General features: G+C 71.2%; 20 protein-coding genes and 1 pseudogene. 8 read left to right on the forward strand and 13 right to left on the reverse strand.

From position 1 onward, the window contains the following. Positions 1-82: 82 nt before the first annotated feature. A complete protein-coding gene (locus tag ABD198_RS17955) occupies positions 83-1,483 on the reverse strand; it encodes a M6 family metalloprotease domain-containing protein (RefSeq protein ID WP_344002513.1) in 1,401 nt (466 codons plus the stop codon). Positions 1,484-1,832: 349 nt separating this feature from the next. Between ABD198_RS17955 and ABD198_RS17960 the strand changes: the two genes are divergently transcribed. Then, positions 1,833-2,486, forward strand: coding sequence for a TetR/AcrR family transcriptional regulator (locus ABD198_RS17960; RefSeq protein ID WP_344002516.1), 654 nt, complete (start codon positions 1,833-1,835; stop codon positions 2,484-2,486). Between the two features lie 255 nt (positions 2,487-2,741). Continuing rightward, positions 2,742-4,295, forward strand: a complete 1,554-nt coding sequence (locus ABD198_RS17965; RefSeq protein WP_344002519.1) for an MFS transporter — start codon at positions 2,742-2,744, stop codon at positions 4,293-4,295. Between the two features lie 205 nt (positions 4,296-4,500). On the opposite strand, the gene ABD198_RS17970 is transcribed toward ABD198_RS17965, so the two are convergent. Continuing rightward, positions 4,501-5,016, reverse strand: a complete 516-nt coding sequence (locus tag ABD198_RS17970) for a MarR family winged helix-turn-helix transcriptional regulator (RefSeq protein ID WP_344002522.1) — start codon at positions 5,014-5,016, stop codon at positions 4,501-4,503. Positions 5,017-5,183: 167 nt separating this feature from the next. Between ABD198_RS17970 and ABD198_RS17975 the strand changes: the two genes are divergently transcribed. Then, on the forward strand, positions 5,184-5,945 hold the full coding sequence (locus ABD198_RS17975) for a dioxygenase family protein (RefSeq protein WP_344002638.1): 762 nt from the start codon (positions 5,184-5,186) through the stop codon (positions 5,943-5,945). A gap of 112 nt (positions 5,946-6,057) precedes the next feature. Here ABD198_RS17975 and ABD198_RS17980 read toward each other — a convergent pair whose 3' ends face one another. Continuing rightward, on the reverse strand, positions 6,058-6,579 hold the full coding sequence (locus ABD198_RS17980) for a GNAT family N-acetyltransferase (RefSeq protein WP_344002525.1): 522 nt from the start codon (positions 6,577-6,579) through the stop codon (positions 6,058-6,060). A 192-nt stretch (positions 6,580-6,771) separates the two neighbouring features. Between ABD198_RS17980 and ABD198_RS17985 the strand changes: the two genes are divergently transcribed. Continuing rightward, positions 6,772-7,770: a sigma-70 family RNA polymerase sigma factor gene (locus ABD198_RS17985; protein ID WP_344002528.1), complete on the forward strand. Its 999-nt coding sequence runs from the start codon at positions 6,772-6,774 to the stop codon at positions 7,768-7,770. A 479-nt stretch (positions 7,771-8,249) separates the two neighbouring features. After that, positions 8,250-8,954, forward strand: a complete 705-nt coding sequence (locus ABD198_RS17990; protein ID WP_425580501.1) for a TetR/AcrR family transcriptional regulator — start codon at positions 8,250-8,252, stop codon at positions 8,952-8,954. Between the two features lie 170 nt (positions 8,955-9,124). Here ABD198_RS17990 and ABD198_RS17995 read toward each other — a convergent pair whose 3' ends face one another. Continuing rightward, positions 9,125-10,102 (reverse strand): helix-turn-helix transcriptional regulator, encoded by a 978-nt coding sequence (locus ABD198_RS17995; protein ID WP_344002531.1) that lies wholly within the window; start codon positions 10,100-10,102, stop codon positions 9,125-9,127. A 42-nt stretch (positions 10,103-10,144) separates the two neighbouring features. Between ABD198_RS17995 and ABD198_RS18000 the strand changes: the two genes are divergently transcribed. Together ABD198_RS18000 and ABD198_RS18005 are read left to right on the forward strand one after the other, a co-directional pair. Then, positions 10,145-11,674: an MFS transporter gene (locus ABD198_RS18000; RefSeq protein ID WP_425580502.1), complete on the forward strand. Its 1,530-nt coding sequence runs from the start codon at positions 10,145-10,147 to the stop codon at positions 11,672-11,674. A 121-nt stretch (positions 11,675-11,795) separates the two neighbouring features. Then, the gene (locus ABD198_RS18005; RefSeq protein ID WP_344002533.1) at positions 11,796-12,122 is read left to right on the forward strand and encodes a hypothetical protein; all 327 of its coding nucleotides are present in this window, start codon (positions 11,796-11,798) and stop codon (positions 12,120-12,122) included. A gap of 93 nt (positions 12,123-12,215) precedes the next feature. Here the strand turns inward: ABD198_RS18005 and ABD198_RS18010 are convergent, their stop codons facing one another. The 9 genes and pseudogenes from ABD198_RS18010 to ABD198_RS18050 all read right to left on the reverse strand — a co-directional run bounded on the left by ABD198_RS18010 (position 12,216) and on the right by ABD198_RS18050 (position 22,096). Continuing rightward, positions 12,216-12,962 carry a DUF6227 family protein gene (locus ABD198_RS18010; RefSeq protein WP_344002535.1) on the reverse strand — a complete coding sequence of 249 codons (747 nt, stop codon included), beginning with the start codon at positions 12,960-12,962 and terminating at the stop codon, positions 12,216-12,218. A gap of 198 nt (positions 12,963-13,160) precedes the next feature. Then, positions 13,161-14,372: a L,D-transpeptidase gene (locus tag ABD198_RS18015; protein ID WP_344002538.1), complete on the reverse strand. Its 1,212-nt coding sequence runs from the start codon at positions 14,370-14,372 to the stop codon at positions 13,161-13,163. A 304-nt stretch (positions 14,373-14,676) separates the two neighbouring features. Further along, entirely contained in the window at positions 14,677-15,705 is a 1,029-nt protein-coding gene (locus tag ABD198_RS18020; RefSeq protein WP_344002541.1) for a P1 family peptidase, read from the reverse strand. 285 nt (positions 15,706-15,990) lie between these two features. After that, positions 15,991-16,459 (reverse strand): annotated as a pseudogene (gene mscL / locus ABD198_RS18025) (large conductance mechanosensitive channel protein MscL). Between the two features lie 153 nt (positions 16,460-16,612). Further along, positions 16,613-17,128 (reverse strand): CpaB family protein, encoded by a 516-nt coding sequence (locus ABD198_RS18030; protein ID WP_344002544.1) that lies wholly within the window; start codon positions 17,126-17,128, stop codon positions 16,613-16,615. 522 nt (positions 17,129-17,650) lie between these two features. Then, entirely contained in the window at positions 17,651-18,508 is an 858-nt protein-coding gene (locus tag ABD198_RS18035) for an S-methyl-5'-thioadenosine phosphorylase (protein ID WP_344002548.1), read from the reverse strand. 91 nt (positions 18,509-18,599) lie between these two features. Further along, positions 18,600-18,902, reverse strand: a complete 303-nt coding sequence (locus tag ABD198_RS18040) for an FmdB family zinc ribbon protein (RefSeq protein ID WP_344002551.1) — start codon at positions 18,900-18,902, stop codon at positions 18,600-18,602. Between the two features lie 67 nt (positions 18,903-18,969). Continuing rightward, a complete protein-coding gene (locus ABD198_RS18045) occupies positions 18,970-20,274 on the reverse strand; it encodes an MFS transporter (RefSeq protein WP_344002555.1) in 1,305 nt (434 codons plus the stop codon). 310 nt (positions 20,275-20,584) lie between these two features. Beyond that, positions 20,585-22,096: a potassium/proton antiporter gene (locus ABD198_RS18050; RefSeq protein WP_344002647.1), complete on the reverse strand. Its 1,512-nt coding sequence runs from the start codon at positions 22,094-22,096 to the stop codon at positions 20,585-20,587. 211 nt (positions 22,097-22,307) lie between these two features. Here ABD198_RS18050 and ABD198_RS18055 point away from each other — a divergent pair, with 211 nt between their 5' ends. Then, positions 22,308-25,160: a penicillin acylase family protein gene (locus ABD198_RS18055; RefSeq protein ID WP_344002558.1), complete on the forward strand. Its 2,853-nt coding sequence runs from the start codon at positions 22,308-22,310 to the stop codon at positions 25,158-25,160. Positions 25,161-25,187 lie beyond the last annotated feature (27 nt).

Below are 25,187 nucleotides of genomic sequence, written 5' to 3' on the forward strand. Positions count from 1 at the left end.
CGTCAGGGTACCGGATCGGGCGCGGTGGGGGCTGGGGGTTATGGCAGCAAGATCGGGAGAGGGCGGCCAAGGGGCGGGCGCGTCAGTCGTCCAGGGCTTCGTCTCGGGACACCCGTACGCGGAAGCGGTCGCCGGGGCGGGGGGCCTGGGGGTCCCGGGCCGCCGGGCGGTTGTCGTTGCCGTGGTCTGCTGCCGGTTCCACGTCTGCTTCCGCGGCCGTGTCCGGTTCGTCCACGACGCTCACTCGTACGCCTGCCTTGCGGTCGATGAAGCTCTGGCCCTTGCGGAAGGGGGCGTCGGAGAGTTCGGCGTGGACGTTGGGGCTGCGGGTGCAGCCGCCGGTTTCGCGGCGGGCGTCGTAGACCCTGATGGGGCCCATGCCGGTGTCGACGTTGGCGTCGACCTTGTAGATGAGGACGCCGGGGCGGCAGACGGCCTCGTCATTGCCGGCCCGGGTGCGGACCTCGACGGCGTAGCCGGTGCGGTCGTCGAGGGGGATGAAGACGAGCTTGGGGCCGCCGCGGTGGGCCAGCGGGGTGAGGGTGTAGTCGCGGGTGCCCGCCTCGGCCGCGCAGTGGACCTGGGACGCGTCCAGCCAGCCCAGCTTCCACTTGTGCCAGGCGAGGTAGTCGTTGTTGGCGCCCCAGTCCTCGCTCATGATGTCCCAGTGGCCGACCGCGCCGCCGCCCTCGGCGGTGTAGAGGTCGGGCAGGCCGAAGACGTGGCCGTTCTCGTGCGGCAGCACGCGGTAGCCGGTCTGCCCGTAGGTGCCGGAGCCGTCGTCCTGGCGGGAGTAGACGAAGGAGGCGTTGGCGACGGGGACGCCGTCCGCGGTGGGGGCCTGGTTGTTGCCGGCGAAGGTGACGGACAGGACCGTGTCGAGGGCGGAGGGGCCGGCGTTGGGCGTCACCAGCACGTTCAGCAGGTCGTACTCCTGGAAGTCCACCTCGGGGTCGGCCACCTTCACGATGTCGCGGACCAGGTCGCGGTAGCCGGGGTCGAAGGGGGCTCCGCGCTCTATCCCGTAGGCCCGGAACGACCTGGGCATGCGCAGCCAGTCGGGGATCGGGATCTCGGGGCGGTAGTCGAGCCGGCCGTAGGAGCTGGTGCGGAACCACTCCTGGGTCTTCGGGAAGAACTCCCGGTAGCGGTCGAGGGCGTCGCCATCGCCGGGCGCGTCCGAGAAGTCGATCATCAGCGTGAGGGCGCGGACCGTGCCGGTGGAGCGGGCGTAGCCGGACGAGGTCGGGATGCCCTCGGACATCTCGACCTCGCGGGAGCTGCTGATCAGGCAGGGGGCATGGGCGGTGGTGCGGGACAGCACGTTCGGGGCGGCTCCGGAACCGGCGCCGGCGGCCGAAGTGGCGGGGGAGAGACGGCCGTTGCCGGCCGAGGTGCTGACGGCGAGGGTGAGGGCGGTCATGCAGGCCAGGGCGGCGACGCGGCGCGGGGATATGGCGCGTCTGCTCGGCTGCGGCTGCATGAAGACCCTCCGCTCCACACGGCAGCCGCCGGTCTCCGGCTGCACCCTCTCGATCACCCTGCGTCGCCGGATGCGCGCTCGCTCGCTGGGCGGGCCGATCGTGGGGTTCCGTGCCGCCGAGCTTGTGATTCAGGTCACAAGGAGATTTTTCGGCAGGAGGGAAATAACCGGGGAGCCCTTCCCCGTTTAGTCCTGTGTCCGCGCGAAACGGGGAGCAGCTCCCCGGTTCGTCGCACAGAAGCACACAGAACACGCAGAAAGCAGTAACCGCGGAAGCAGTTACCGCGGAGCAGCAACAAGACAACAAGAGCAGCAGCTCGTACTGAAGCAACGACCACAGGAGCGCACCGTGCAGACCGCCACCCCAGTACCGCGCAAGGCGCCCCGGCCGCGTGCCGACGCCCTGCGCAACCGGGAGCGGATCGTCACCGCCGCCCGTGAGATGTTCGTCGCGCACGGGCCCGACGTGCCGCTCGACGAGATCGCGCGCCGGGCCGGCGTCGGCAACGCCACGGTGTACCGCAACTTCCCCGATCGCGACGCGCTCGTCCGCGAGGTCGTCTGTTCCGTGATGGAACGCACGGCCCGGGCGGCCGAGGAGGCGCTCGCCGAGACGGGGGACGCGTTCGAGGCCCTGGAGCGGTTCGCGCACGCCGCCGCCGACGAGCGGATCAGCGCGCTGTGCCCGATGGTCTCCAGCACCTTCGACCAGCACCACCCCGACCTGGAGGAGTCGCGGGAGCGGGTCGAGAGCCTGGTTGCACGGCTGATGGACCGCGCGAAGGCGGCCGGCCGGCTCCGTGAGGACGTGGAGTTCGGCGACCTGCTGGTCGGCGTCTCGCAGCTCAGCCGGCCTCCGGCCGGTACCGGATGCGAGAGTCTCGAACGCTTCAACCGGTTCGTCCACCGGCATGTGCAGCTGCTCCTGGACGGCATGCGGGCCCCGGCCCCGTCCGTCCTGCCGGGAACCGCCGTCACGATGGAGGACCTGCGCCAGGGCTGACGAGCAGATGAGTCGGCCAGGAGGCGACGACTCACGGATCAGTCCGAAGCCGATCTGACCACAGCACCCACCCAGACCCCGACAGAGCGCCCACCCAGACCCCGACAGCCACACACAGCCACAGGCACCGCACACAGTCACAGCCACCGCACACAGTCACAGGCACGGGCACAGCCGACGGGCCGCTACCGCAGTACGCGCTTTTCTTTACCAGTCCCGAAATTTCCGTCACGAAGTTCCGAAGTGGGTACCCCCATGTCTTCTTCAGCCTCGAAGATCCCGGACAGCGCACGGAGCGCCGTCCAAGCAGTTGATCCCAACCGCTGGAAAGCGCTGGTCTTCATCGCGCTCGCCCAGCTGATGGTGGTCCTGGACGCCACCATCGTGAACATCGCCCTGCCCTCCGCCCAGCAGGACCTGGGCATCTCGGACGGCAACCGCCAGTGGGTGGTGACCGCCTATGCGCTCGCCTTCGGCGGTCTGCTGCTCTTCGGCGGCCGTATCGCCGACCTGTGGGGCCGCAAGCGTACCTTCGTCACCGGTCTGGCCGGCTTCGCCGCCGCCTCCGCGATGGGCGGCGCGGCCACCAACGAGGCGATGATGTTCGGCTCCCGCGCGCTGCAGGGTGTGTTCGGCGCGCTGCTGGCGCCGGCCGCGCTGTCGCTGCTGGCGGTGATGTTCACCGACGGCAAGGAGCGCGCCAAGGCGTTCGGCATCTACGGTGCGATCGCCGGTGGCGGTGGTGCCGTGGGTCTGATCCTCGGCGGTTTCCTCACCGAGTACCTGGACTGGCGCTGGACGTTCTTCGTCAACATCCCGTTCGCCGTGGTCGCCGCGGCCGGGGCGTACTTCGTCATCCGTGAGCCCAAGGGCGGCCGCAACCGCTCGCCGCTCGACATACCCGGCGTGATCCTCTCCACCCTGGGTCTGGTCGCGCTGGTCTACGGCTTCACCCGGGCCGAGTCCGACGGCTGGGGCGACTCGGTGACGGTCGCCATGTTCGTGGCCTCCGCCGTGCTGCTGCTGGCGTTCGTGGCCGTGGAGTCGCGGGTCAAGGCGCCGCTGCTGCCGCTGCGCGTGATCACCGAGCGCAACCGCGGCGGGGTCTACCTGTCGCTCGGCCTGGCGATCATCGCGATGTTCGGCCTGTTCCTCTTCCTCACCTACTACCTGCAGGTCGTGAAGGGGTACTCGCCGGTCAAGACGGGCTTCGCCTTCCTGCCGATGATCGCGGGCATGATCACGGGCTCCACCCAGATCGGCACCCGCCTGATGACCCGGGTCGCGCCGCGGCTGCTGATGGGTCCCGGCTTCCTGGTCGCCGCGCTGGGCATGCTGCTGCTGACCCAGCTGCAGATCGGCTCCTCGTACGCGGCCCTGCTGCTGCCGGCGATGCTGCTGCTCGGTCTCGGCATGGGTACGGCGTTCATGCCGGCCATGTCGCTGGCCACCCTGGGCGTCGAGCCTCGGGACGCCGGTGTCGCCTCCGCGATGGTCAACACCTCGCAGCAGGTGGGCGGCGCGATCGGTACGGCCCTGCTGAACACCATCGCCGCGTCGGCCACCACGGCCTACGTCGCCGACCACATCGGCGGCGCCACCAGCCGGTCCCAGCAACAGCTGGTCCAGCTGCAGGGCATGGTGCACGGCTACACCAGCGCCATCTGGTTCGCCGTCGGCATCCTGGTCCTGGCCGCCGCGATCGCGCTGACCTTCGTCAACGCGGGCCGGCCGGGCACCACCGCGGTCGCCGGTTCGGCCGAGGCCGCCGAGGAGGACGAGGTGGCGGTGCCGGTGGTCGCCCACTGATCCACCCGCCCCCGCTGACCCACGGATCCAGCGATCAGCGGATCCACGGATCCACGGATCCACGGATCAGCGGATCCACGGATCCGCTGGCATCACCCCCTCGGGGGAACCCCTTCGGGCCTCACGGACCGACCCGGGCCCCGCGTACCGAGCGAGGAGGGGACGCCTCGTCCGGTACGCCTCCCCGCGGACCTGCCCCGGCCGCTCAGCGCAGCCAGGGCAGGTCCGCACCCGCTTCCTTGGGCTGGAGTCCCTCGGCGATGATCCGCATGATCTCGCCGAGGGATTTCTGCTGTTCGGGGCTGAGCCGGTCGAAGACCGCCTGGCGCACGGCCTCCACATGGCCGGGCGCGGTCCGGCGCAGCACCTCGTAGCCCTCGTCGGTGAGCACCGCGAACTGGCCCCGCTTGTCGGAGGGGCAGTCCTCCCGGCGCACCCATCCGTTCTTCTCCAGGCGGGCCACGGCGTGCGAGAGGCGCGAGCGGGTGATCTTCGCGTGCATGGCCAGTTCCGTCATCCGCATCCGCCGCCGGGGGGACTCGGCCAGCTTGACCAGCAGGCCGTAGTAGATGTGCGGCATGCCGGCGTCGTGCTGGAGCTGGCGGTCCAGGTGGTCCTCCAGGAGGGTCGTGGCCTCGATGTACGAGCGCCAGACGCCCTGCTCCCGGTCGGTGAGCCAGCGGGGTTCCTCGGAGGGTTCGGATGCGGGTGCGGTGTTCATGCATCCACTCTACGGCGACACTGCTTGAACTTTAAACAAACGGGGCGTACGGTCGGAAGGGAGAAAGTTTAGAGTTGAAGTAAGTCGCGGAGGTCCGGGACTGCTTCGCGAGAGTCCGGCACCGCCCGGAGGGAGCCGCCGCCATGACCAGCGAGACCGCAGAGCGCATGCCCGCCGTCTACCTCAGCCATGGCGCGCCGCCGCTCGCCGATGACCCGGTCTGGCCGGGTGAGCTGGCCGCCTGGTCGGCCGCCCTGCCCCGCCCGAAGTCGATCCTGGTGGTCTCCGCCCACTGGGAGGAGGCCCCGCTCGCCCTCGGCGCCACCACCCGGGTCCCGCTCGTCTACGACTTCTGGGGCTTCCCCGAGCACTACTACCAGGTGACCTACGGTGCCCCCGGCGCGCCGGAGCTCGCCGACTCGGTGCGCAAGCTGCTGCGCGCCCCCGGGCTCCCCGTCCAGGACGTGCCCGAGCGGGGCCTCGACCACGGCGCCTACGTCCCGCTCGTCGAGATGTACCCGGAGGCCGACATCCCCGTCCTGCAGGTCTCCATGCCGACCCTGGAACCCGTCCGGCTGATGGAGATCGGGCGCAGGCTGGCGCCGCTGCGCGACGAGGGTGTGCTGATCATCGGCTCCGGCTTCTTCACCCACAACCTCGCCGCACTGCGCCAGGGCGGCATCCCGACCTGGTCGGCGGAGTTCGACGACTGGGGGTGCCGGGCCCTGGAGTCCGGCGACGTGGACGCGCTGCTCGACTTCACGCACACCTCACCGGCCGGCCGGCTCGCCCATCCGCGCACCGAGCACTTCGCACCGCTCTTCGTGACCATGGGGGCCGCCGACGCGGCCGGTGATCTCGGGGAACAGAAGTCCGTGATCGACGGGTTCTGGATGGGGCTGGCCAAGCGGTCGGTGCAGTTCGGCTGAGGGACGTGCCGGCGGAACGGGTGGCTGGGAGGTCCGGTCCGGTTCAACCGTCCGGGCGGCTCGGCGGTCGGGGCGGCTCGGATGCCGAGTCCGATTCAGCGGCCCGGCGTCCTCACAGCTCCTTCTCGTACCAGGCCACGTCCCAGTAGCGGCCGAATTTGTACCCCACCTCACGGTAGGTGCCGACGTACCGGAAGCCGAAGCGCGCGTGCAGCCGGGTCGACGCCTCGTTCGGCCGGGTGATGCCCGCGTAGGCGCGGTGCAGGTTCTCCCCGGCCAGGGCGTCGAAGAGGGCCTTGTAGAGCAGCCTGCCGACGCCCCGGCCGCCGGCGTCGGCGGCGACGTAGACCGTCGTCTCCACGGAGGTGCCGTAGGCGGGCTTGGGCCGGAACGGGCTGGACGTGGCATAGCCCAGGATCCGCTGCCCGGGATCGGGGCCTGTGGCAACCATCAGGCGGTGCGGCCCGTCTATGGGGTGGGAGAGCAGCCAAGGGCGGCGCTCTTCCGGAGTGAAGGGCGCCGTGTCGAAGGTGATGGGCGTCTCACGTACGTAGTGGTTGTACAGCTCGGTGAGAGCCGGCAGATCCCCCTCGCACCCCGGCCTGACCTGGACCTCTGCAAGCTCAGACGGCATCACGCCTCCCCGTGTGGCCGGACAGGGTACTGCATGATCACAAAAATTGTGGGTCGGCTTGGGAATTCTGTCCCGATTCAAGTCGTTGTTTCGTTCGGATGCCGGGCACCCGAGAAGAGTCCGAAGAAGACCTGAGCAGTGCCCAGCGTCCGCAGGACCGCCCGCTGACCTCACCATCGCAAGGGAGCACGCATGGCAACCCGCGCCGTCGCCCGTCGTCAGTCCGCCACCGGCGAGACGGTCGACACGGCAAGCAGTGTTCGCGCCCATGGCGGCGAGATCGCAGACCGTGATCTGGTCGGCATGTACCTCGACGAGATCGCGCGCACACCGCTGCTCGACGCCGCAAAGGAGGTCGAGCTGTCAAAGATCATCGAGGCGGGTGTGTTCGCACGACAGATCCTCGACGGCTACGAGGAGAACAAGGCCGGAGCCACCCGTGAGGAGCTCCAGGCCCTGGTCGACGAGGCCGAGCGGGCCAAGGACATCTTCATCCGCTCCAACCTCCGTCTGGTCGTCGCCGTCGCCCGCCGCTACCCGCGCAGTGGTCTGCCGCTGCTGGACCTGATCCAGGAGGGCAACGCCGGCCTGGTGCGTGCGGTGGAGAAGTTCGACTACCGCAAGGGCTTCAAGTTCTCCACCTACGCCACCTGGTGGATCCGCCAGGCCATCACGCGGTCGATAGCCGACCAGTCCCGCACCATCCGCCTGCCCGTCCACCTGGTGGAGGAGCTGGGCCGCATCCGCCGTGTGCAGCGCGAGTTCAACCGCGAGCACGGCCGCGAGCCGGAGCCGGCGGAGATCGCCGAGGAGCTGGGCTCCACGCCCGAGCGGGTGACCGATGTGCTGGACTGGGCCCGTGACCCGGTCTCGCTGAACATGTCGGTCGACGACGAGGGCGAGACCCAGTTCGGCGACCTGCTGGAGGACACCTCCGCCGTGTCCCCCGAGCAGTCGGTGCTGACGCTGCTGCGCAGCGAGGAGCTGGACGACCTGATCGGCCGCCTCGACCAGCGCACGGCCTCGATCATCAAGATGCGCTACGGCATCGAGGACGGCCGGGAGCGCACGCTGACCGAGGTCGGCAAGGAGCACGGCCTGACCCGCGAGCGCATCCGCCAGATCGAGAAGCACGCGTTGCTGGAGCTGAAGAAGCTGGCGCGCGACACCGGCTTCGACGCGGCGGCGTGACGCCGCCGCGTCGTGCGGCGGACGGCGGCCGGTCGCGCAGAAAACCCTTCACCGCCCGCTCCGGAGCGTCCCCCTCCGAGGGGCGGCATGCCACCCACGGCGTACGCCGGGTGGCGAAAGACCGCGCAAACATTGGCCGTTCCGCGTCGCTTCAAATCGACAGCTCCGGGAACAAGTCTTCCAAGACCGGGAGTTCGGGCCGGTTCGGCATCGTCCGCGCCGGGTCCCGGGCTTCAGGTCCCACCCCCGTGGCCGTGCTCGCTCACGGCCCCGAGAACCACGTCCCGACGCACAACCCCCCCCCGGCGCCGGGACTTCCCAGCCGGGCTTCGGCGCTCTTCCCCCCGGGCGCCGGGCCCGGCTTCTTCATGTCCGTTTCCGGACTGGTGCGTGCCTGGAGGGGCGGGTCACCCCGGACCTGAACCCCGGGGTGGCCCGCCAGATGGCAGATTGTGCCACATGGGCATAGCCTGCCGGGCGTGACCAGTACCACTCCTCCGACTCCTCCAGCGCTGTCGCTCACCGAGCGACGCAAGGCCGAGACCCGCATGGCCATCGCCCGTGCCGCGGCCGGCCTGTTCGTGCGGCGGGGTCTCAGGGCCACCCGCGCGGAGGACATCGCCCAGGCCGCGGGCATCGCCCCGCGCACCTTCTACCGGTACTTCGCCGTCAAGGAGGAGGCCGTCGCCCCGCTCTACGAGGCCGGCGCCCGGCGCTGGACGGAAGCGGTGCGGGCGGCACCGGCGGGGGTCTCCGTGCCGGAGGCGCTGGCAGCGGCCGTGCGGCACACCCTGACGCCCGGGGTGGGCGTCTCGGCGGGGTCCTGGGAGTGGATGCGCACGCTGATCCGGCTCGCCGGGTCGGAGCCCGCGCTGCGCCGGGTCTGGGCGGAGGTCGGTCAGGCCTCGGAGCGGCAGCTGGCGGAGGTGCTGGCCCGGAGAGTGACGGGACGTCAACTCGCCGACGGCTCCAGCAGCGTTGACGGCTCCGACAACGTTGCCGTGTCGGCCCGCCTCCGGTACGCGGCGGCCGTCGCGAGCGCGGCGGTGCGTACGGCGGTCGAGGCGTGGGCGGCGGGGGAGGCGCCGGCGGAGGGGGCACAGGGGCCTGCCGGACTCGCCCTGCGGAACCTTGGATGCCTACGGGGCTTCCCCTGGGAGGAGTTGGCGAGCGGCGGGGAGTGACGGGGGCGGACGCCCGGCCGCTCGTCCTTCGTCCGGCCGTTCCCCGAAGGGCCGGCGCCCCCGGGGGCCACCCGCCGTCGGGCACAGCTCGTTGCGGCCTTCGTCGCCGTGCTCAGCCCGTCGCGGCCCCCGCCGCCGTGCTCAGCCCGTCGGGGCCCCCGCCGCCGCATTCAGCCCGTCGCGACCCCCGCCGCCGCTCTCCGTAGACGGTCACCCAACTCGACGGCCGCGTCGGCCAGTTCCGCCGGTGAGTTGATCGTGAAGTCGAAGCCCAGCATGGCCAGGCGCACCGCCATCCAGTCCTTGGCGTCGGTGGTCGTGGTGCGCAGCCGGCAGCTCTGCTCGTCCAGGGGTTCGGGTGTGCCGAGCCAGCCGGGGAGCCTGGCGGCGACGGTCTGCGCGGGTGCGGCGAAGGTGATGTCCAGGTCGTAGGTGTCCTGGTTGCGGTGCATGGAGCGCCGCAGGTACTCCGCCGCGTCGCCGGTCGGCAGCTCCCGGGGGGTGAAGCGGGCGCCCGTGGCGAACGGGTCGCTCACCCGGTCGACGCGGAAGGTGCGCCAGTCGGCGCGGTCGAGGTCGTAGGCGACGAGGTACCAGCGGCGCCCGGTCGACACCAGGCGGTAGGGCTCGGTCAGCCGGCGGGACTCGGTGCCGTCGGCCGCGCGGTAGGCGAAGCGCAGCCGCTCGTGCCCGGCGATGGTGGAGGCCATCACAGTCAGCGTCTCGGGCGCGATGGTCGGGCCGTCGCCGCTGGTCAGCGGGCTGGTCGCGGCCTGGAGGTCGGCGACCCGGTGGCGCAGCCGGCTGGGCAGCACCTGCTCCAGCTTCGCCAGGGCCCGTACCGATGCCTCGTCGACGCCCTCGAGCGCGTGCCCGGCGCCGGCGCGCAGGCCGACCGCGATCGCCACCGCCTCCTCGTCGTCGAGCACCAGCGGCGGCATCGCCTTGCCGGCGACCAGCCGGTAGCCGCCCTCGGCGCCCATGGTCGCCTGCACCGGATAACCGAGCTCGCGCAGCCGGTCGATGTCGCGCCGGACCGTGCGGCGGGAGACCCCGAGCCGCTCGGCGAGCTCGCCGCCGGGCCATTCGCGGGGCGTCTGGAGGAGGGAGAGGAGCTGAAGCAGCCGTGCCGGGGTGTCGGTCGTCATGGAAACGAGGATGCCCCAGATCTAGGACATGATCTGACCTACATGACCGATAGCGTCAGCGGCATGAACCTCACCGAGACACAGCCCGTGGGCGACCGCCGCCGCTGGTTCGCTCTGGCCATCGTGATGACGGCGGCCTTCATGGACCTCGTGGACGTCACGATCGTCAATGTGGCGATTCCCTCGATCAAGCGCGCCGAGGGCGCCACCTTCAGCCAGGTGCAGTGGATCACCGCCGGTTACGCGCTGGCCTTCGCGGCCGGGCTCATCACCGGTGGCCGGCTCGGCGACATCCACGGCCGCAAGCGGATCTTCCTCATCGGCATAGGGGGCTTCACCCTCGCCTCCGCGCTGTGCGGGTTCGCCGTGAACCCCGAGATGCTGGTCGTCTCCCGCGTTCTGCAGGGTGCCATGGCGGCGCTGATGGTGCCGCAGGTGCTGTCGATCGTGCACGCGACGTTCCCGGCGCACGAACGCGGCAAGGTGTTCGGGCTGTTCGGCGCGATCGTGGGCCTCGGCGCCGTGTCCGGTCCGCTGCTCGGCGCGCTGCTCACGCAGTGGAATCTCTTCGGTCTGGAGTGGCGGCCCATCTTCCTGATCAACCTGCCCGTCGGCATCGCGGGCCTGATCCTCGGCAGCCGGTTCATCACCGAGTCCAAGGCCCCGCGCGCCCTGCGGCTCGACCTCGTCGGCGTCGCGCTGGTGACGCTGGGCCTGCTGATGGTGATCTACCCGCTCACCCGCGGCGAGGAGCTGGGCTGGCCGGTGTGGGGCTATGTCTCGATGGCCTGCGCGGCCCTGATCCTGGCGGTGCTGGTGGCCCACGAGCGGCGCAAGAGCGCCCGGGACGGCTCCCCGCTGATCGAGCTGTCGCTGTTCCGGGTGAAAAGCTTCGCGGCGGGCATCGCCGTGCAGACGGTGTTCGGGATCGTGCTCGGCGTCTTCTTCCTGGTCTGGACGCTGTACATGCAGATCGGCCTGGGCTGGAGCGCGCTGCGGGCCGGGCTGACCGGGGTGCCGTTCTCCATCGCCGTCTCCGCGGCGGCCGGGATGTCGGTGCAGCTGCTGGTGCCGCGCTTCGGACGCAAGGTGCTCCAGGCCGGCGCGCTGGTGATGGCGGCCGGAGTGCTGCTCTACATCTGGGAGTCCGACCGCTACGGCATGGGCATCACCTCCTGGCAGATGGCGCTGCCGCTGGTGGTCATGGGCGCCGGCATGGGCCTGATCGTGGCCCCGCTGACGGACGCCGTGCTCTCCGAGGTGCCGCGGGAGCACTCCGGGTCGGCCTCCGGGCTGATCAACACGGTGCAGCAGATGGGCAACGCGCTGGGCCTCGGCCTGGTGTCGGTGGTCTTCTTCGGGGTGATCGACGACCGGCTCACCCCGGCCGAGGTGGGCCCGGCCTACGCGGACGGCTTCCAGTACGCGCTGGGCTGGGTGGCCGCGGTGCTGGGCCTGATCTTCCTGCTGATGTTCGCGCTGCCGAAGCGTCCGGCGCAGCATGTCGAAGGGGCCGGGCCGGACGAGGCCACCGCCCCGGTGGCGGAGAAGAAGCCGGAACTGGTGTCCTGAGCACACGACATCGACCGCGGGCACGGGATCCCCTACGCCGGGTTCGCACCAACTGCGAGATACATCACGCTCCTCACGGTCCGGGGTACACATCCCGGACCGCGGGTGTGTACTGGGGCGCATGCCTGAGCACGACTCGATCTCGAGGGGGGTGGCGGGCGCCGGGCTTCTCGCCCTGGTCGCCCTCGCCTGCACGGCGGGACTGGTCGCGGTATGGCGCCGCGGCCTGGGACGCCGTTCCGGGCGCGGGCGGCGCGGACGGGCGGTGCAGTACGCGGCGGCCGCCCCGCAGCGGGTGCGGCACACCGGCCCCGGGATGCCCGTGATCCCCGGCCAGCGGCGTACGGGGCCGCTCGCGGAGGCGGTGCGTCTCACTCCGGAGGAGCGCGATGCCTTTGCGGGCCTGGTGCGACGCTTCCGGGGCGGCGGCCGCCACGAGGAGGACTGACAGGGCCCCCTCGGCTGGCAGGGCCCCCTCGGCTGGCAGGGCAACAACACTCGACAGGGCGAGAACGGCCGCCCGCGGTTCGGGGCGGGGCCTTCAGAAGATCCGGGCGGCCCTTCGCTCCATCGCGTCCCGGGCCGCGTCCTCGGTGACATACACCTCGCACATGTGCCGCCCGTCCGGGGTGGCCGTGTGCTCGACCTCCCACAGCGAGACCTCCGCACCGTCGCGGAGCAGGAACGCGTGCTCGTAGAGCGACAGGTTCAGCCCCGGACGCCCCGGATGCCGCGGCCGGCCGAAGGCCTGGGTGATCTGGTACGCGAACGCCCTGCTCAGCAGCGCGGCCGTCTCCGCGCCCGGCCGGTCGGCGTTCTCCGCCCTGCGCAGTAAACGGCGGGCGTGGTCCGCCGAGTCGTCCGGCGCGTAGGCGTACCGGGGCGCGTGCACCATGGTCAGCTGCACCGTCACCGGCAGCTCGAAGTCCGGGGCGTCCGCCGGCAGCGGCAGCCGGGCGGTGGCGGCGCGCAGCTCCTCCTCGTCCGCGTACACCTCGTGCTGGGACTCGCCGCCCGGCGCGGTGTTGTGGACCAGCTCCCAGAGCGTGAGCGCCGATCCGTCGGACAGCAGCCAGGTGTGGCGGTAGGTCTCACGGTGCAGGCCCGCGCTGTGGTGCGCCGAGTGCAGCGAGGTGTCGTGCGCCAGCGCGCAGTCCAGGCGCCGTATCGTCTCGTCCGGCAGCTCGAAGGAGTTCAGGGTGCGGCCGAGGAGCCGTGCGAGGTGCTCCTTGGGGGACTCGGGCGAGTCGGCGGAATCGTACGCTGCCGTCTCGTACGGAACGCTCAAGGTTTCTCCCGGCGTCGCTGCATGTCACCTTGTGGGTGCATACCGTAGCCCCTCGGTCGGACATCATGTCCGGGATCCGAGAAAACGTGCGGGGAGAAAGACGAACGGGCCGCCCGGTGGGTTCCCGGGCGGCCCGAGGCGACGTCAGTTCCGGCCGTCCGGCGCGTACTTGACGGGTGCGGCGGGGGGCGGGACGGCTCAGACGGCGCTGCCCGCGACCCACTCGCTCCACTCCATGTTCCAGCCGTTGAGCCCGTTGTCCGGCGCGACCGTGGTGTCGGGGGAGTTCTTGACGATCACCACGTCCCCGATGAGGGAGTTGTCGTAGAACCACTTGCCGGGGGTGTCGCCCTGGGCGCCCCGCACGTCCTGCAGTCCGACGCAGCCGTGGCTGCCGCCGACCCGCCCGAACGGCGGGTTGCCCTTGTTGTACCAGTAGTTGCCGTGGATGAAGGTGCCGCTGGTGGTCAGCCGCATGGCGTGCGGCACGTCCTGGATGTCGTACTCCGAACCGAGGCCGACCGACTGGCTGTTCATCCGGGTCTGGACGAACTTCTCCGAGATCACCATCTGCCCGTTGTACGTGGAGTGCTGCGCGTCGCCCGCCGAGATCGGCACCGACTTGATCGTTTTGCCGTCCCGCACCACCGTCATGGTCTGGGTGTTCGCGTCCACCGTGGACACCTGGGAGCGGCCCACGGTGAAGGTCACCGTCTTCTTCTGCACGCCGTGGACGCCGTTCGCGCCCTCCACACCGTCCAGGTCGATCTTCACGGTGACCTTGGAGCCGGAATTCCAGTACTCCTTCGGACGGAAGTCGAGCCGCTGGGAGTTGAACCAGTGCCCGACCACCTTCTGCCCGCTGCTGGAGGTGACCCTGATGTGCGACTGGACGGCCTTCTTGTCGGTGATCGCCTTGTCGAAGGTGAACGACACCGGCATGCCGACACCGACCGTCGAGCCGTGCTCCGGCGTGTACGTGCCGATGAAGCTGTTCGCCGGGCTGACCGTGGTGAACTCCGACCCGGCCTTGGAGGTGCGTCCCTCGCCGTCCTTGGCGGTGGCCGCTATCCGGTACTTGGTGCCGCGCTCCAGCTGCTCCTTCGGCTTCCAGGCGCGCCCGTCGCCGGTCAGGTCGCCGGGCACCGCCTCGCCGGTCTCGGCCACGGTCATCTTCACGTCGGTCAGCCGGCCGCCGGTGACCTTCACCCCGGTGGAGTTGATGGAGGCGCCCGTCGAGCCGTCCTTCGCCGAGATCGCTATCGTCGCGCCCTTCGCGTCACCTCCCTCGCCTCCCTTGTCGCTGTCGGCGTTCGCGTTGCCCCCGCAGGCGGTGAGGGTGAGGGCGCCGACCAGCAGGGCGGCACACGCCGCCACCACGCGCCGCGCTGCAATGTCCGGCGTTGTCACGGGCTGCTCCAGGTTCGGTCGATGTGAGTGATCCGCACACGTACGTGAACCAAGAGCCCGCCGGCCCCGCCCCGGGTTCCGCCGCGCCCCGACCAGCGACATCACGGTGACAGAACCGCGACATTCCGCCCGCCGAGCGTATGAACGAGGGTTCGTGCGAGGGCAGTCGGGGTGTGCGGGAGATGGTGCGCGGGGCAGCCGGGGTGCAAGCCCGCCCGCGTGAGGGGCAGTCGGTCGGCGGGTGAGACAGCCCGAGGGGAGGGCAGCAGGCCCCGAAGGAGAGCCGGCGTGGGGCGACCGGGCGTCAGCCGGTGCCGTACAGCTCCTCGTACGACGGCCACGCGCCGCCCGGCGTCGACACCGGGGTGGCCGCCCGGACCGCCCGGGTGATGGCGAGGGTCACCATGTCCGCGCCCGCCGCGAGCAGTTCGTTCAGCGCCAGCGGGTCGGCGCGGTCGAGGTGCCGGCGGCCGGTGGCCAGGGTGAAGACCGTGTCACCGTCGTTGAGCAGGTGCACCGGGCGCACGGCGCGGGCGATGCCGTCGTGGGAGGTGCCCGCCAGCTTCTGGGCCTGCGCCTGGGTCAGGTCCGCGTCGGTGGCGACCACCGCGAGCGTGGTGTTGAGCGGCGGCGGCGCGTTCCGTTCGGCCGACTCCTCCAGACGCCGCCGCGCCGCCGCGTGCACCTTCTCCTCCGGATAGCGCACCCGGCCCCCGGCCAACTCCCCGTACAGCACCCCCGTTTCCAGGTCCACCGCCGACCCCGCCGCGTTGGCCACCACCAGCGCGGCCACCGTGAACCCCGACTTCAGCACCGTGCTCGCCGTGCCGACCCCGCCCTTCATCACGCCGACCACGGCTCCGGTGCCGGCGCCCACGCAGCCCTGCTCGACCGGTGCCCCGGGCTCGCTCGCCGCGGCCGCCTCCACCGCGGCGCGCCCCAGGGCCGCGTCCGGCCGGGCCCGGAAGTCGCCGCCCCGGCCCAGGTCGAAGACGCAGGCGGCCGGTACGACCGGCACGACATGCTTCGGGTCGGCGCCGACCCGCACACCGCGCCCCTGCTCCTCCAGCCAGGCCATCACCCCGGAGGCGGAGTCGAGGCCGTAGGCACTGCCGCCGGTCAGCACGATCGCCTCGGCCTTCTGCACCAGGTTCCGCGGATCCAGCGCGTCGGTCTCCTTGGTGCCGGGACCGCCGCCCCGCACATCCACGGCGGCCACCGCCCCGCCCTGGGGCGCCAGCACCACCGTGGTGCCGGTGAGCCATCCGCCGCCGCTGCGCGTCGCGTGCCCCACCCGCAGGCCGGCCACATCGGTCAGTGCGTCAACTGTCATGCGCTCAGTGTGGTGCACGCCCCGGACGGCCAGGCGCTGTTTACACGCCGGCCGCCGCCTCGGCCACCCGCCGGCGGGGCCGTACCCTGGGACGTATGAGCACCGCCCCCGGACCCGAGCCGCGCGAGCCGAAGCCCGCGCTGGTCTTCGACGACCCGCTGGACCAGCAGACCTCGGACGACACCGACCGAGGGTGGGGCGAGGCACCGTCCGGCGACAGCGCGGCCGATCTCAAGCGCTTCCTCGACGAGAAGCCGCCCCACCACATCTGAGCCGGGCGCCCGGTTACGCCTCTCCGCGTCCCGACTGCCGCTGCGCGACCAGCTCGTCGCGGATCTCCTTGAGCACCTCCAGCTCGGTCACCCTCGACGAGCTCCTTCGCGCCCTCCTTGGCCTTCCTGCGGTCGGCCACCCTGGCCAGGTACTTCGACATGGGCAGCACCATCAGGAAGTAGACGACCGCCGCGGTGATCAGGAACTGCAGTGTGGCTCCGAGCACCGAACCCCACAGGATCCGCACCCCCGTCGCCGAGTCGCCGGTGCCCTCGCAGGGCCCCTTCAGGCAGGAGGTGTAGCTGTCGAGGTTCTTGGTGCCGAAGGCGCCGACCAGCGGGTTGATCACGCCCCGCACGACCGCGTTGACGATGTTGGTGAACGCGGCGCCGATCACCACGGCGACGGCCAGATCGACGACGTTCCCGCGCATCAGGAAGGCCTTGAAGCCCTGCCACACGGATTCCTTCTTCTCGCTCACCTCGGGGCCCCATCTCACATACGCGGTGCGTGCAGCAAAACGCTCCGCAACCTACGTCAACGCCGTGCGGGCCTGTCCAATCGGGTCGCTCGGAAGGGACATGCAGCGGCCGGGCGGGGACAGGGGTGTTCGGGACGGCGGCGACAGGGGCGTTCAGCACAGGGTCACCGCCAGCCGTGCCGTGGCGCTCGCGCCGGCGAGTTCGGCCGCCACGGGGCGCGGTACCGAGAGGACTACCAGGGCACCGCTCTCTTCCGGCCCTTCCGCCACCGGCTCCGGGACCTCGGACACCCGCGCCCCGCGTGCCACCACGCGGGCCTCGCCTCCGGTCGCCGTCTCCTCGGCGGCGATGACGTCGACGCGGTCCCCCGGCCGCAGCAGCCGGACCGTGGCCGCGTCGGAGATCCGCACCGGTGCCGTGACCATCGCCGCGGCGGTGCGCGCCGCCCGGGCCGGGGCACGCTCACCGGTCGCCGCCGGGGCCGCGCGGGAGGCCGGTGTCCGCTCGGGATGACCCCGGGAGCGGTCGGTGCTGTCCCGTGGCCCGGCCGCGACCAGCGCCGCCGCCGTCACCGCGAGGCCCACCGCCACGGCCCGCCTGCGGTGCCGGGCCAGCGCGGGGGACCCCAGCAGGCCGGCGCGCACCCGCACCGGGGCGAAGTGCGGCACCTCGCACGTGGGAGGGACCCCGGCGCCGGGCGGGCCGGAGACCGGGGTGCCGGCGGCGGAGGCGCTGGGCGAGATCAGGGGCGCCGAGAACTGACGAGAGGACCAGGGAGAGGGCCGAGGAGAGGGCTGAGGGGCGGGCCGAGGAGAGGGCTGAGGAGAGGGCTGACGCGAGGTCGGGCGAGCGGACTGACGGAGTGACATGAGGACCACCACCTGGTGACGGAGACCGGCTTGCGATCCCCACGATGAGGCCTCGCGCCGATCTCCGCCGGGCTCTGTGGACACCCTCCGGCCTGTGGAAAACCCGCTCACCCGAACGAGCCGCTCCGGCTCCCAGAGCCGTTCCAGCTCACGGACCTCCAGCTCTCCGATCCGCTCCAGCTCGCTGAGCGCTCGGGACCACGGAGCCGTTCCAGCTCACGGAGCTCCAGCTCTCCGGGCCGCCCCGGCTCCCCGCCCCGTCAGCCCCTCACGGTCCCCAATGGGCTCCGGACCGCCCGCGCCCGCTAACTCACCGCCGCCCTACGGCAGCTCGAACCCCGGATCCATCCCCCCGAGCGCCGAGGTGCACAGACAGTCCCGCTCCTCGTTCGCCGGCAGCGCCGCCACCGCGTCGAACAGCACTCCTCGCAGCCGGTCCACGTTCGCCGCGAACACCCGCAGCACCTCGTCGTGCGAGACGCCCTCCCCGGTCTCCGCGCCCGCGTCGAGGTCGGTGACCAGGGTCAGCGAGGTGTAGCAGAGCTCCAGCTCGCGGGCGAGCGCCGCCTCCGGGTGGCCGGTCATGCCCACCACCGACCAGCCCTGCGCCTGATGCCACAGGGATTCCGCGCGGGTGGAGAAGCGGGGCCCCTCGACCACGACGAGCGTGCCCCCGTCGACCGCCTCCCAGTCCCGCCCGCGCGCGGCCTTCAGCGCGGCCGCACGGCCGGTCGGGCAGTAGGGGTCGGCCAGCGACACATGCACCACGTTCGGCACCGTGCCGTCGGGCAGCGGCAGCCCGTCGAAGTAGGTGCCGATCCGGGACTTGGTGCGGTCCACCAGCTGGTCGGGGACGAGCAGCGTGCCCGGCCCGTACTCGGGGCGCAGCCCGCCCACCGCGCACGGCCCGAGGACCTGGCGCACGCCCACCGAGCGCAGTGCCCAGAGGTTGGCCCGGTAGTTGATCCGGTGCGGCGGCAGATGGTGACCGCGGCCGTGCCGGGGGAGGAAGGCGACCCGCCGGGCGGCCACCTCGCCGAAGAAGAGGGAGTCGCTGGGCGCCCCGTAGGGGGTGTCCACCTGGACCTCGGTCACATCGTCGAGGAAGGAGTAGAAGCCGGAGCCGCCGATCACACCGATCTCGGCCGCGGGCGCGGAAGCGTTCGCCGTGTTCGCCATGCCCCGAACCCTAACGGCCCGTGCAAACGCCAAGGACCCCGTCGTCGCAGGACGACAGGGTCCGGAAGGCTGTGCCTGTGAGCCTTGCGCCTCAGGCGGCGGTGGTGCTGGTGGAGCTGCTGCTCGTCGAGGACGAGGAGGAGGACGAGCCCGACCCGGAGTCCGAGGACGACGAGGAGCTCGACGACTTCGAGGCGGGAGAGCTGCTCGAGGAGGTGTTGCGGCTGTCGTTGCGGTAGAAGCCGGAACCCTTGAAGACAATGCCGACCGCCGAGAACACCTTCTTCAGGCGGCCCTTGCAGCTGGGGCACTCGGTCAGGGCGTCGTCGGTGAACTTCTGCACCGCCTCGAGGCCCTCGCCGCACTCGGTGCACTGGTACTGATAGGTGGGCACTGTCTTCCTCCTGGCACTCTCACTCGATGAGTGCTAACGACGAACCATAGTGACTCATTCCTTGCGTTCAGTCCACTGCGAGGGGCGTGCGGTGACCGACGCCACGTGCCACGGTGCGCCCGCGCGGGCCCGGCACCAGCCGTGACCGCAGTGCCAGCAGGGTCACCAGCGTCAGCACGGTGCCGCCCATCGGCACCAGGAAGCCGGCGCCGGTCCACAGGCGGTCCTCCAGCTGGCCGGCGAGGGTGACGGCGGCCGCCTGGCCGAGCGCGACGGCGCCGGTGAGCCAGGTGAACGCCTCGGTGCGGGCGCCGGCCGGCACCAGCTCCTCGACGATCGTGTAGCCGGTGATCAGGGCCGGTGCGATGCACATGCCGGCCAGCAGGCCCAGCCCGGCGAGCAGCAGTGCCGAGTGCGCGGTCCACAGGGCGGACGCGGTCAGGGCGAGCGCGGTGTAGCCGAGGACCAGGCGCCGCTGCGGGGTGATCTTCCAGGCGATGGCGCCGCAGGCTATGCCGGAGAGCATGTTGCCCGTGGCGAAGATGCCGTAGAGGACGCCGTTGAGGCCGGGCTCGCCGATCGACTGGGTGAAGGCCGCAAGCGACACCTGCATGCCGCCGAAGACGGACCCGATGCCCAGGAAGGTCACGATCAGCACCCGCACGCCGGGGACGCGCAGTGCGGAGCCGTGCTCCACGCGCGCGCCGCCGTCGACGCCCACCGCGGGCTGGGTGCGCTTCTGGGTGGCGAACAGCAGTCCGCCGATCAGGGTCAGCGAGGCCTCGGCGACCAGGCCGGCGGCCGGGTCGACGGCCGTGCACAGGGCGGTGGCCAGCAGCGGGCCGACCACGAAGGTCAGCTCGTCGGTGACGGACTCGAAGGCCGCGGCGGTGGTCATCAGCCGGGGGTTCTTGAGGATCACGCCCCAGCGGGCCCGCACCATCGGGCCGATCTGCGGCACCGAGGCGCCGGTGGGCACGGCCGCGGCGAACAGCGCCCACAGCGGGGCACCGGCCAGCGCCAGCGCGGTCAGGCCGAGGCCCGCCGAGGCATGCACGACGACGCCGGGGACGAGCACGGCGCGCTGGCCGTACCGGTCGGCGAGCCGCCCGTTGCAGGGGGCGAACAGCGCCATGGAGACGCCGGTGACGGCCGCGACGGCGCCGGCCGCGCCGTAGGAGCCGGTGGTGTGCTGCACCAGCAGCACGATGGAGAGCGTGAGCATCGCGAACGGCTGACGTGCCGCGAAGCCGGGGAGCAGGAAGGTCCAGGCGCCGCGGGTGCGCAGCAGCCGGCCGTATCCCGGACGGGAGGTGGCAGCAGCCGAATTCTGCATCTTCGACTTCTTCGACGTGGTGACCGTGGATGCCACGGCCCGTGCCTTTCTGCCGCCTGGTAGCGCAGGCCCGGATTACGGGCGCGCCGAGAGCTGTCCTCTTGCGCTGACTGCGGTAGATACCGGTGCCACAGCTCAGGGCGCCCGGCCGCCATACGGTCGCGCCAGCTCTGCATCAGGCAGAGTTGGTTCGATCTGGGGTCCCCCGCATGGTACAGGGACCCCCGACCGCCCGAGAACGCCACCTGCAGCTCCGGCCGCCGAGCCGGGCTGCTCAGGAGGCGCCGCTCGCAGCCCTCGCCGTCGCACCGGACGCCGAAAGGCCACCGCCCCCGACCCGCACCCCTCAAGACCGCCGTCCACCGCCCTCGTCGTCGTTCCCCAGCCAGCCCGCCAGCTTGCCGCCGCGGCCCACCGCGCGCAGGCGGCGCTCGGTGGCGTCGCGTACCGGGTCGGTGGCGACCACCAGCAGTTCGTCGCCCTGGCGCAGCACGGTCGAGGGGCTCGGGACGAAGGACTTTCCGTCGCGGACGACGAGGGTGACGGCGGAGCCGGTGGGCAGCCGCAGCTCGCCCACCTCCACGCCGTGCATCCTGGAGCCCTTGGGGATGGCGACCGACAGCAGATGCCCGCGCAGCCGCTCCAGCGGCGCGGACTCCACGCCGAGGTCGGCGGCCTCGTCGCCCTGGCCCAGGTGCAGCTTGCGGGCCACCCACGGCAGGGTCGGTCCCTGGATCAGGGTGTAGACGACCACCAGCACGAAGACGATGTTGAAGATCTTCCGGCTGGCCTCGACGCCCTCCACCATCGGGATCGTCGCCAGGATGATGGGCACGGCGCCGCGCAGCCCGGCCCAGGACATCAGCGCCTGCTCCGGCCAGGGCACCCGGAACGGCAGCAGGCAGAAAATCACGCTGAGCGGGCGGGCCGCCATGGTCAGCACCAGTCCGACGACGAGCGCGGGCACCACGTCGTCGCCCAGTTCGCTCGGCGTGACCAGCAGGCCGAGCAGGACGAACATGCCGATCTGCGCGAGCCAGCCGAGCCCCTCGGCGAAGCCGCGGGTGGCCGGCCAGTGCGGCAGCCGGGCGTTGCCCAGCACCATCGAGGCGAGGTAGACGGCGAGGAATCCGCTGCCGTGGGCCATGGCGCCGGCCGCGTAGGCGCCGACGGCGATGGCCATCACGGCGATCGGGTACAGACCCGAGGCGGGCAGGGCCACCCGGCGCAGCCCCCAGGCGCCCAGCCAGCCCACGGCGAGACCGATCGCGGCGCCGATGGCCAGCTCCAGCAGGATCACGCCGAGCATGACGTACCAGTCGTCGACCGGCCCGGCCGTGGAGAGGGACACCACCAGAAGGACCACGGGCGCGTCGTTGAAGCCGGACTCGGCCTCGAGCGTGCCGGTCACCCGGGACGGGAGGGGGATCCTGCGCAGCACCGAGAAGACGGCCGCGGCGTCCGTCGAGGAGACCACCGCGCCGATGATCAGCGCCTGCCGCCACTCGAGCCCGATCAGATAGTGCGCGCCGGTGGCCGTGACGCCGACGCTCACCGCGACGCCGGCCGTGGCCAGCGCGGAGGCGGTGGGCAGGGCGGGCTTGATCTCGTTCCACTTGGTGCCCAGACCACCCTCGGCCAGGATCACCACCAGGGCCGCGTACCCGATGACCTGTGTCAGCTCGGCATTGTCGAACTGGATGTTCCCGATGCCGTCCTGGCCCATGGCGATGCCGATGCCCAGGTAGACGAGCAGGCTGGGGAGCCCGCTGCGCGAGGAGATCCGGACCGCTGCCACGGCGACGAGCAGGACGAGCGAGCAGACCAACAGGAGCTGGTTGAGGTGGTGGATGGTCAGCGGACCTTCCCTTCTCCCGGGCGAATTGCTTTGTTAGGTTACCTAACTCTCGGCCGTTTCCCGATGCTCGCGCGGGCGGCGTCGAACGCCGGTGCGGTCCGGTTCCCGACTCCCCGTCCAGAGGTACGGGGCCCTCCGCATATCGTTGCTCCAGCGCTCACACAGAAGAACAGCCCGACCTGCCGCTCGCGTTAGGACAGCAAGGACAGCGATGCCCACCGATACCACCGCCTCCACGGGTCAGCAGCCCGGCACGTCCGGCAGGAAAAGCAGAACAAAAGGGCGCAAACTCCGCCTGATCGTGCTCGTCCTGGTGCTGGCCCTGATCGGCGGTGTGGCCTACGGGGCGTACTGGTCCATCAGCACCGTGCGTGCCTCCTTCCCGCAGACCAAGGGCTCGATCACTCTGCAGGGTCTCACCGGCACCGTCGACGTGAAACGGGACGGGAACGGCATTCCGCAGATCTATGCCTCTTCCGACGAGGACCTGTTCATGGCGCAGGGCTATGTCCAGGCGCAGGACCGGTTCTACGAGATGGACGTCCGCCGGCATCTGACCGCCGGGCGCCTGTCGGAGATGTTCGGCAGGGGCCAGGTCGAGAACGACGAGTTCCTGCGCACCCTCGGCTGGCACCGGATCGCCCAGGAGGAGTACGAGAAGAAGCTCTCGCCGCAGACCAGGAAGTACCTCCAGGCGTACGCCAAGGGGGTCAACGCCTACCTCGAGGGCAAGGAGGGCGAGGAGATCTCCCTGGAGTACGCGGCGCTGGGCTTCGAGAACGACTACAAGCCCGGCCCGTGGACCCCGGTCGACTCGGTGGCCTGGCTGAAGGCGATGGCCTGGGACCTGCGCGGCAACATGCAGGACGAGATCGACCGCGCCCTGATGACCAGTCGCCTCGGCCCGAAGCAGATCGCCGACCTGTATCCGGCGTACCCCTACAGCCGGAACAAGCCGGTCATCCGCGAGGGCCAGTACAACGAGCTCACCAAGGCGTACGAGCAGGGAGACGGCGCGAGCGGCACGGGCACCGGGAACGGCACCGGCACCGGGACCGGTACCGGTAGCGGCACGGGAGCAGGGACCGGCACGGGCACGGGTACGGGTACGGGTACGGGCGCCGGAACGGGTACCGGCACCGGTGCGGGAAGCGGGACCGGCGGGTCCGCGCTGGAGAGTCAGCTCACCGGCCTCCAGGAGGTCATGAAGGACCTCCCGACCGCCGTCGGCGTCAACGGCGACGGCATCGGCTCCAACTCCTGGGTGGTCTCCGGCAAACACACCATCACCGGCAAGCCGCTGCTCGCCAACGACCCGCACCTGTCGGCCTCGCTGCCGTCCGTCTGGTACCAGATGGGCCTGCACTGCCGCAGCGTCTCCGCCAAGTGCCAGTACGACGTGGCCGGTTACACCTTCGCGGGCATGCCCGGAGTGATAATCGGACACAACCAGGACATCGCCTGGGGTCTGACCAACTCCGGCGTCGACGTCACCGACCTCTACCTGGAGAAGATCACCGGCGACGGCTACCAGGTCGACGGCAAGATCAAGCCGTTCAGGACGCGCGAGGAGACCATCAAGGTCGCCGGCGGCCCCGACGAGAAGATCGTCGTCCGGGAGACGGACAACGGCCCCCTGCTCTCCGACCGCAGCAAGGAGCTGGTGCGGGTCGGCAAGAAGGCCACCGTCGACAACGCCGCCCCCGACCGCGGCGACGGCTACGGCGTCTCCCTGCGCTGGACCGCCCTCGACCCCGGCCGCACCATGGACTCCGTCTTCGCCATCAACCGGGCGAAGAACTGGAACGACTTCCGTGAGGCCGCCCGGCTCTTCGAGGTGCCCTCGCAGAACCTGGTCTACGCCGACACCGACAACCACATCGGCTACACGCTGCCCGGCAGGATCCCCACCCGCGCCCAGCGCCACGACGGCTCGATCCCGGCGCCCGGCTGGGACAGCGACTACCGCTGGACCGGCTGGATCGACCCGGACGAGCTGCCCTACGAGTACGACCCCGAGCGCGGCTACATCGTCACCGCCAACCAGGCCGTCGTCGGCGAGGACTACCCGTACACGCTGACCACGGACTGGGGCTACGGCGCCCGCAGCCAGCGCATCACCGACCTGATCCAGTCGAAGATCAAGGACGGCGGCAAGATCTCCACCGACGACATGCGGCAGATGCAGCTCGACAACCAGAGCTCCATCGCCAAGTTGCTGGTGCCCGAGCTGCTCAAGATCGACGTCGGCGACAAGGACGTCCGCGAGGCGCAGAAGCTGCTGGAGGGCTGGGACTACACCCAGGACGCCGACTCGGCCGCCGCCGCGTACTTCAACGCCGTGTGGCGCAACATCCTGGAGCTGGCCTTCGGCAACAAGCTGCCCAAGGAGCTGCGGGTCGAGGGCCAGTGCCTGTGGGTCGAGCCGGTCAACACCACCGGTCCCGCCGACGAGACCCGCAAAGTGCGCGAGTGCGGCATGCGGGCGCCGGACCAGGCGCAGCCGGACGGCGGCGACCGCTGGTTCGAGGTGGTCCGCAATCTGATGGACGACCAGGACAGCGACTGGTGGAAGACCGCCAAGGCGGGCACCCGTCCGGGCGCCGAGAACCGTGACGAGCTGTTCAAGCGCGCCCTGATCGACGCCCGCTGGGAGCTGACCGCCAAGCTCGGCAAGGACATCGACACCTGGAGCTGGGGCCGGCTGCACCGCCTGTTCCTGAAGAACCAGACCCTGGGCACCGAGGGCCCGGGCCTGCTGCAGCGCGTCCTCAACCGGGGGCCGTGGAAGCTCGGCGGCGGCGAGGCGACCGTCAACGCCACCGGCTGGAACGCGGCCGGCGGCTACGGGGTCGTCTGGGTGCCGTCGATGCGGATGGTGGTCAACCTCGGCGACCTCGACAAGTCCCGCTGGATCAACCTCACCGGCGCCTCCGGCCACGCCTACAACGCCCACTACGTCGACCAGACCGACAAGTGGGCCGAGGGCAAGCTGCTGGAGTGGTCGTTCTCCGACCGGGCGGTGCAGGACAGCACGAGCGACACGCTGCTGCTCAAGCCCTGAGCGGACCGGCGCAGTGACGAAGGGGCC

This window comes from Streptomyces thermocarboxydovorans, from assembly GCF_039524635.1.
In the GTDB taxonomy this organism is placed as follows: domain Bacteria; phylum Actinomycetota; class Actinomycetes; order Streptomycetales; family Streptomycetaceae; genus Streptomyces; species Streptomyces thermocarboxydovorans.

Coding starts and splice junctions, on each gene's coding strand:
- ABD198_RS17955 (WP_344002513.1), bottom strand. CDS start 1,483: ATGCAGCCGCAGCCGAGCAGACGCGCCATATCCCCGCGCCGCGTCGCC.
- ABD198_RS17965 (WP_344002519.1), top strand. CDS start 2,742: ATGTCTTCTTCAGCCTCGAAGATCCCGGACAGCGCACGGAGCGCCGTC.
- ABD198_RS17970 (WP_344002522.1), bottom strand. CDS start 5,016: ATGAACACCGCACCCGCATCCGAACCCTCCGAGGAACCCCGCTGGCTC.
- ABD198_RS17975 (WP_344002638.1), top strand. CDS start 5,184: ATGCCCGCCGTCTACCTCAGCCATGGCGCGCCGCCGCTCGCCGATGAC.
- ABD198_RS17980 (WP_344002525.1), bottom strand. CDS start 6,579: ATGCCGTCTGAGCTTGCAGAGGTCCAGGTCAGGCCGGGGTGCGAGGGG.
- ABD198_RS17985 (WP_344002528.1), top strand. CDS start 6,772: ATGGCAACCCGCGCCGTCGCCCGTCGTCAGTCCGCCACCGGCGAGACG.
- ABD198_RS17995 (WP_344002531.1), bottom strand. CDS start 10,102: ATGACGACCGACACCCCGGCACGGCTGCTTCAGCTCCTCTCCCTCCTC.
- ABD198_RS18000 (WP_425580502.1), top strand. CDS start 10,145: ATGACCGATAGCGTCAGCGGCATGAACCTCACCGAGACACAGCCCGTG.
- ABD198_RS18005 (WP_344002533.1), top strand. CDS start 11,796: ATGCCTGAGCACGACTCGATCTCGAGGGGGGTGGCGGGCGCCGGGCTT.
- ABD198_RS18020 (WP_344002541.1), bottom strand. CDS start 15,705: ATGACAGTTGACGCACTGACCGATGTGGCCGGCCTGCGGGTGGGGCAC.
- ABD198_RS18035 (WP_344002548.1), bottom strand. CDS start 18,508: ATGGCGAACACGGCGAACGCTTCCGCGCCCGCGGCCGAGATCGGTGTG.
- ABD198_RS18055 (WP_344002558.1), top strand. CDS start 22,308: ATGCCCACCGATACCACCGCCTCCACGGGTCAGCAGCCCGGCACGTCC.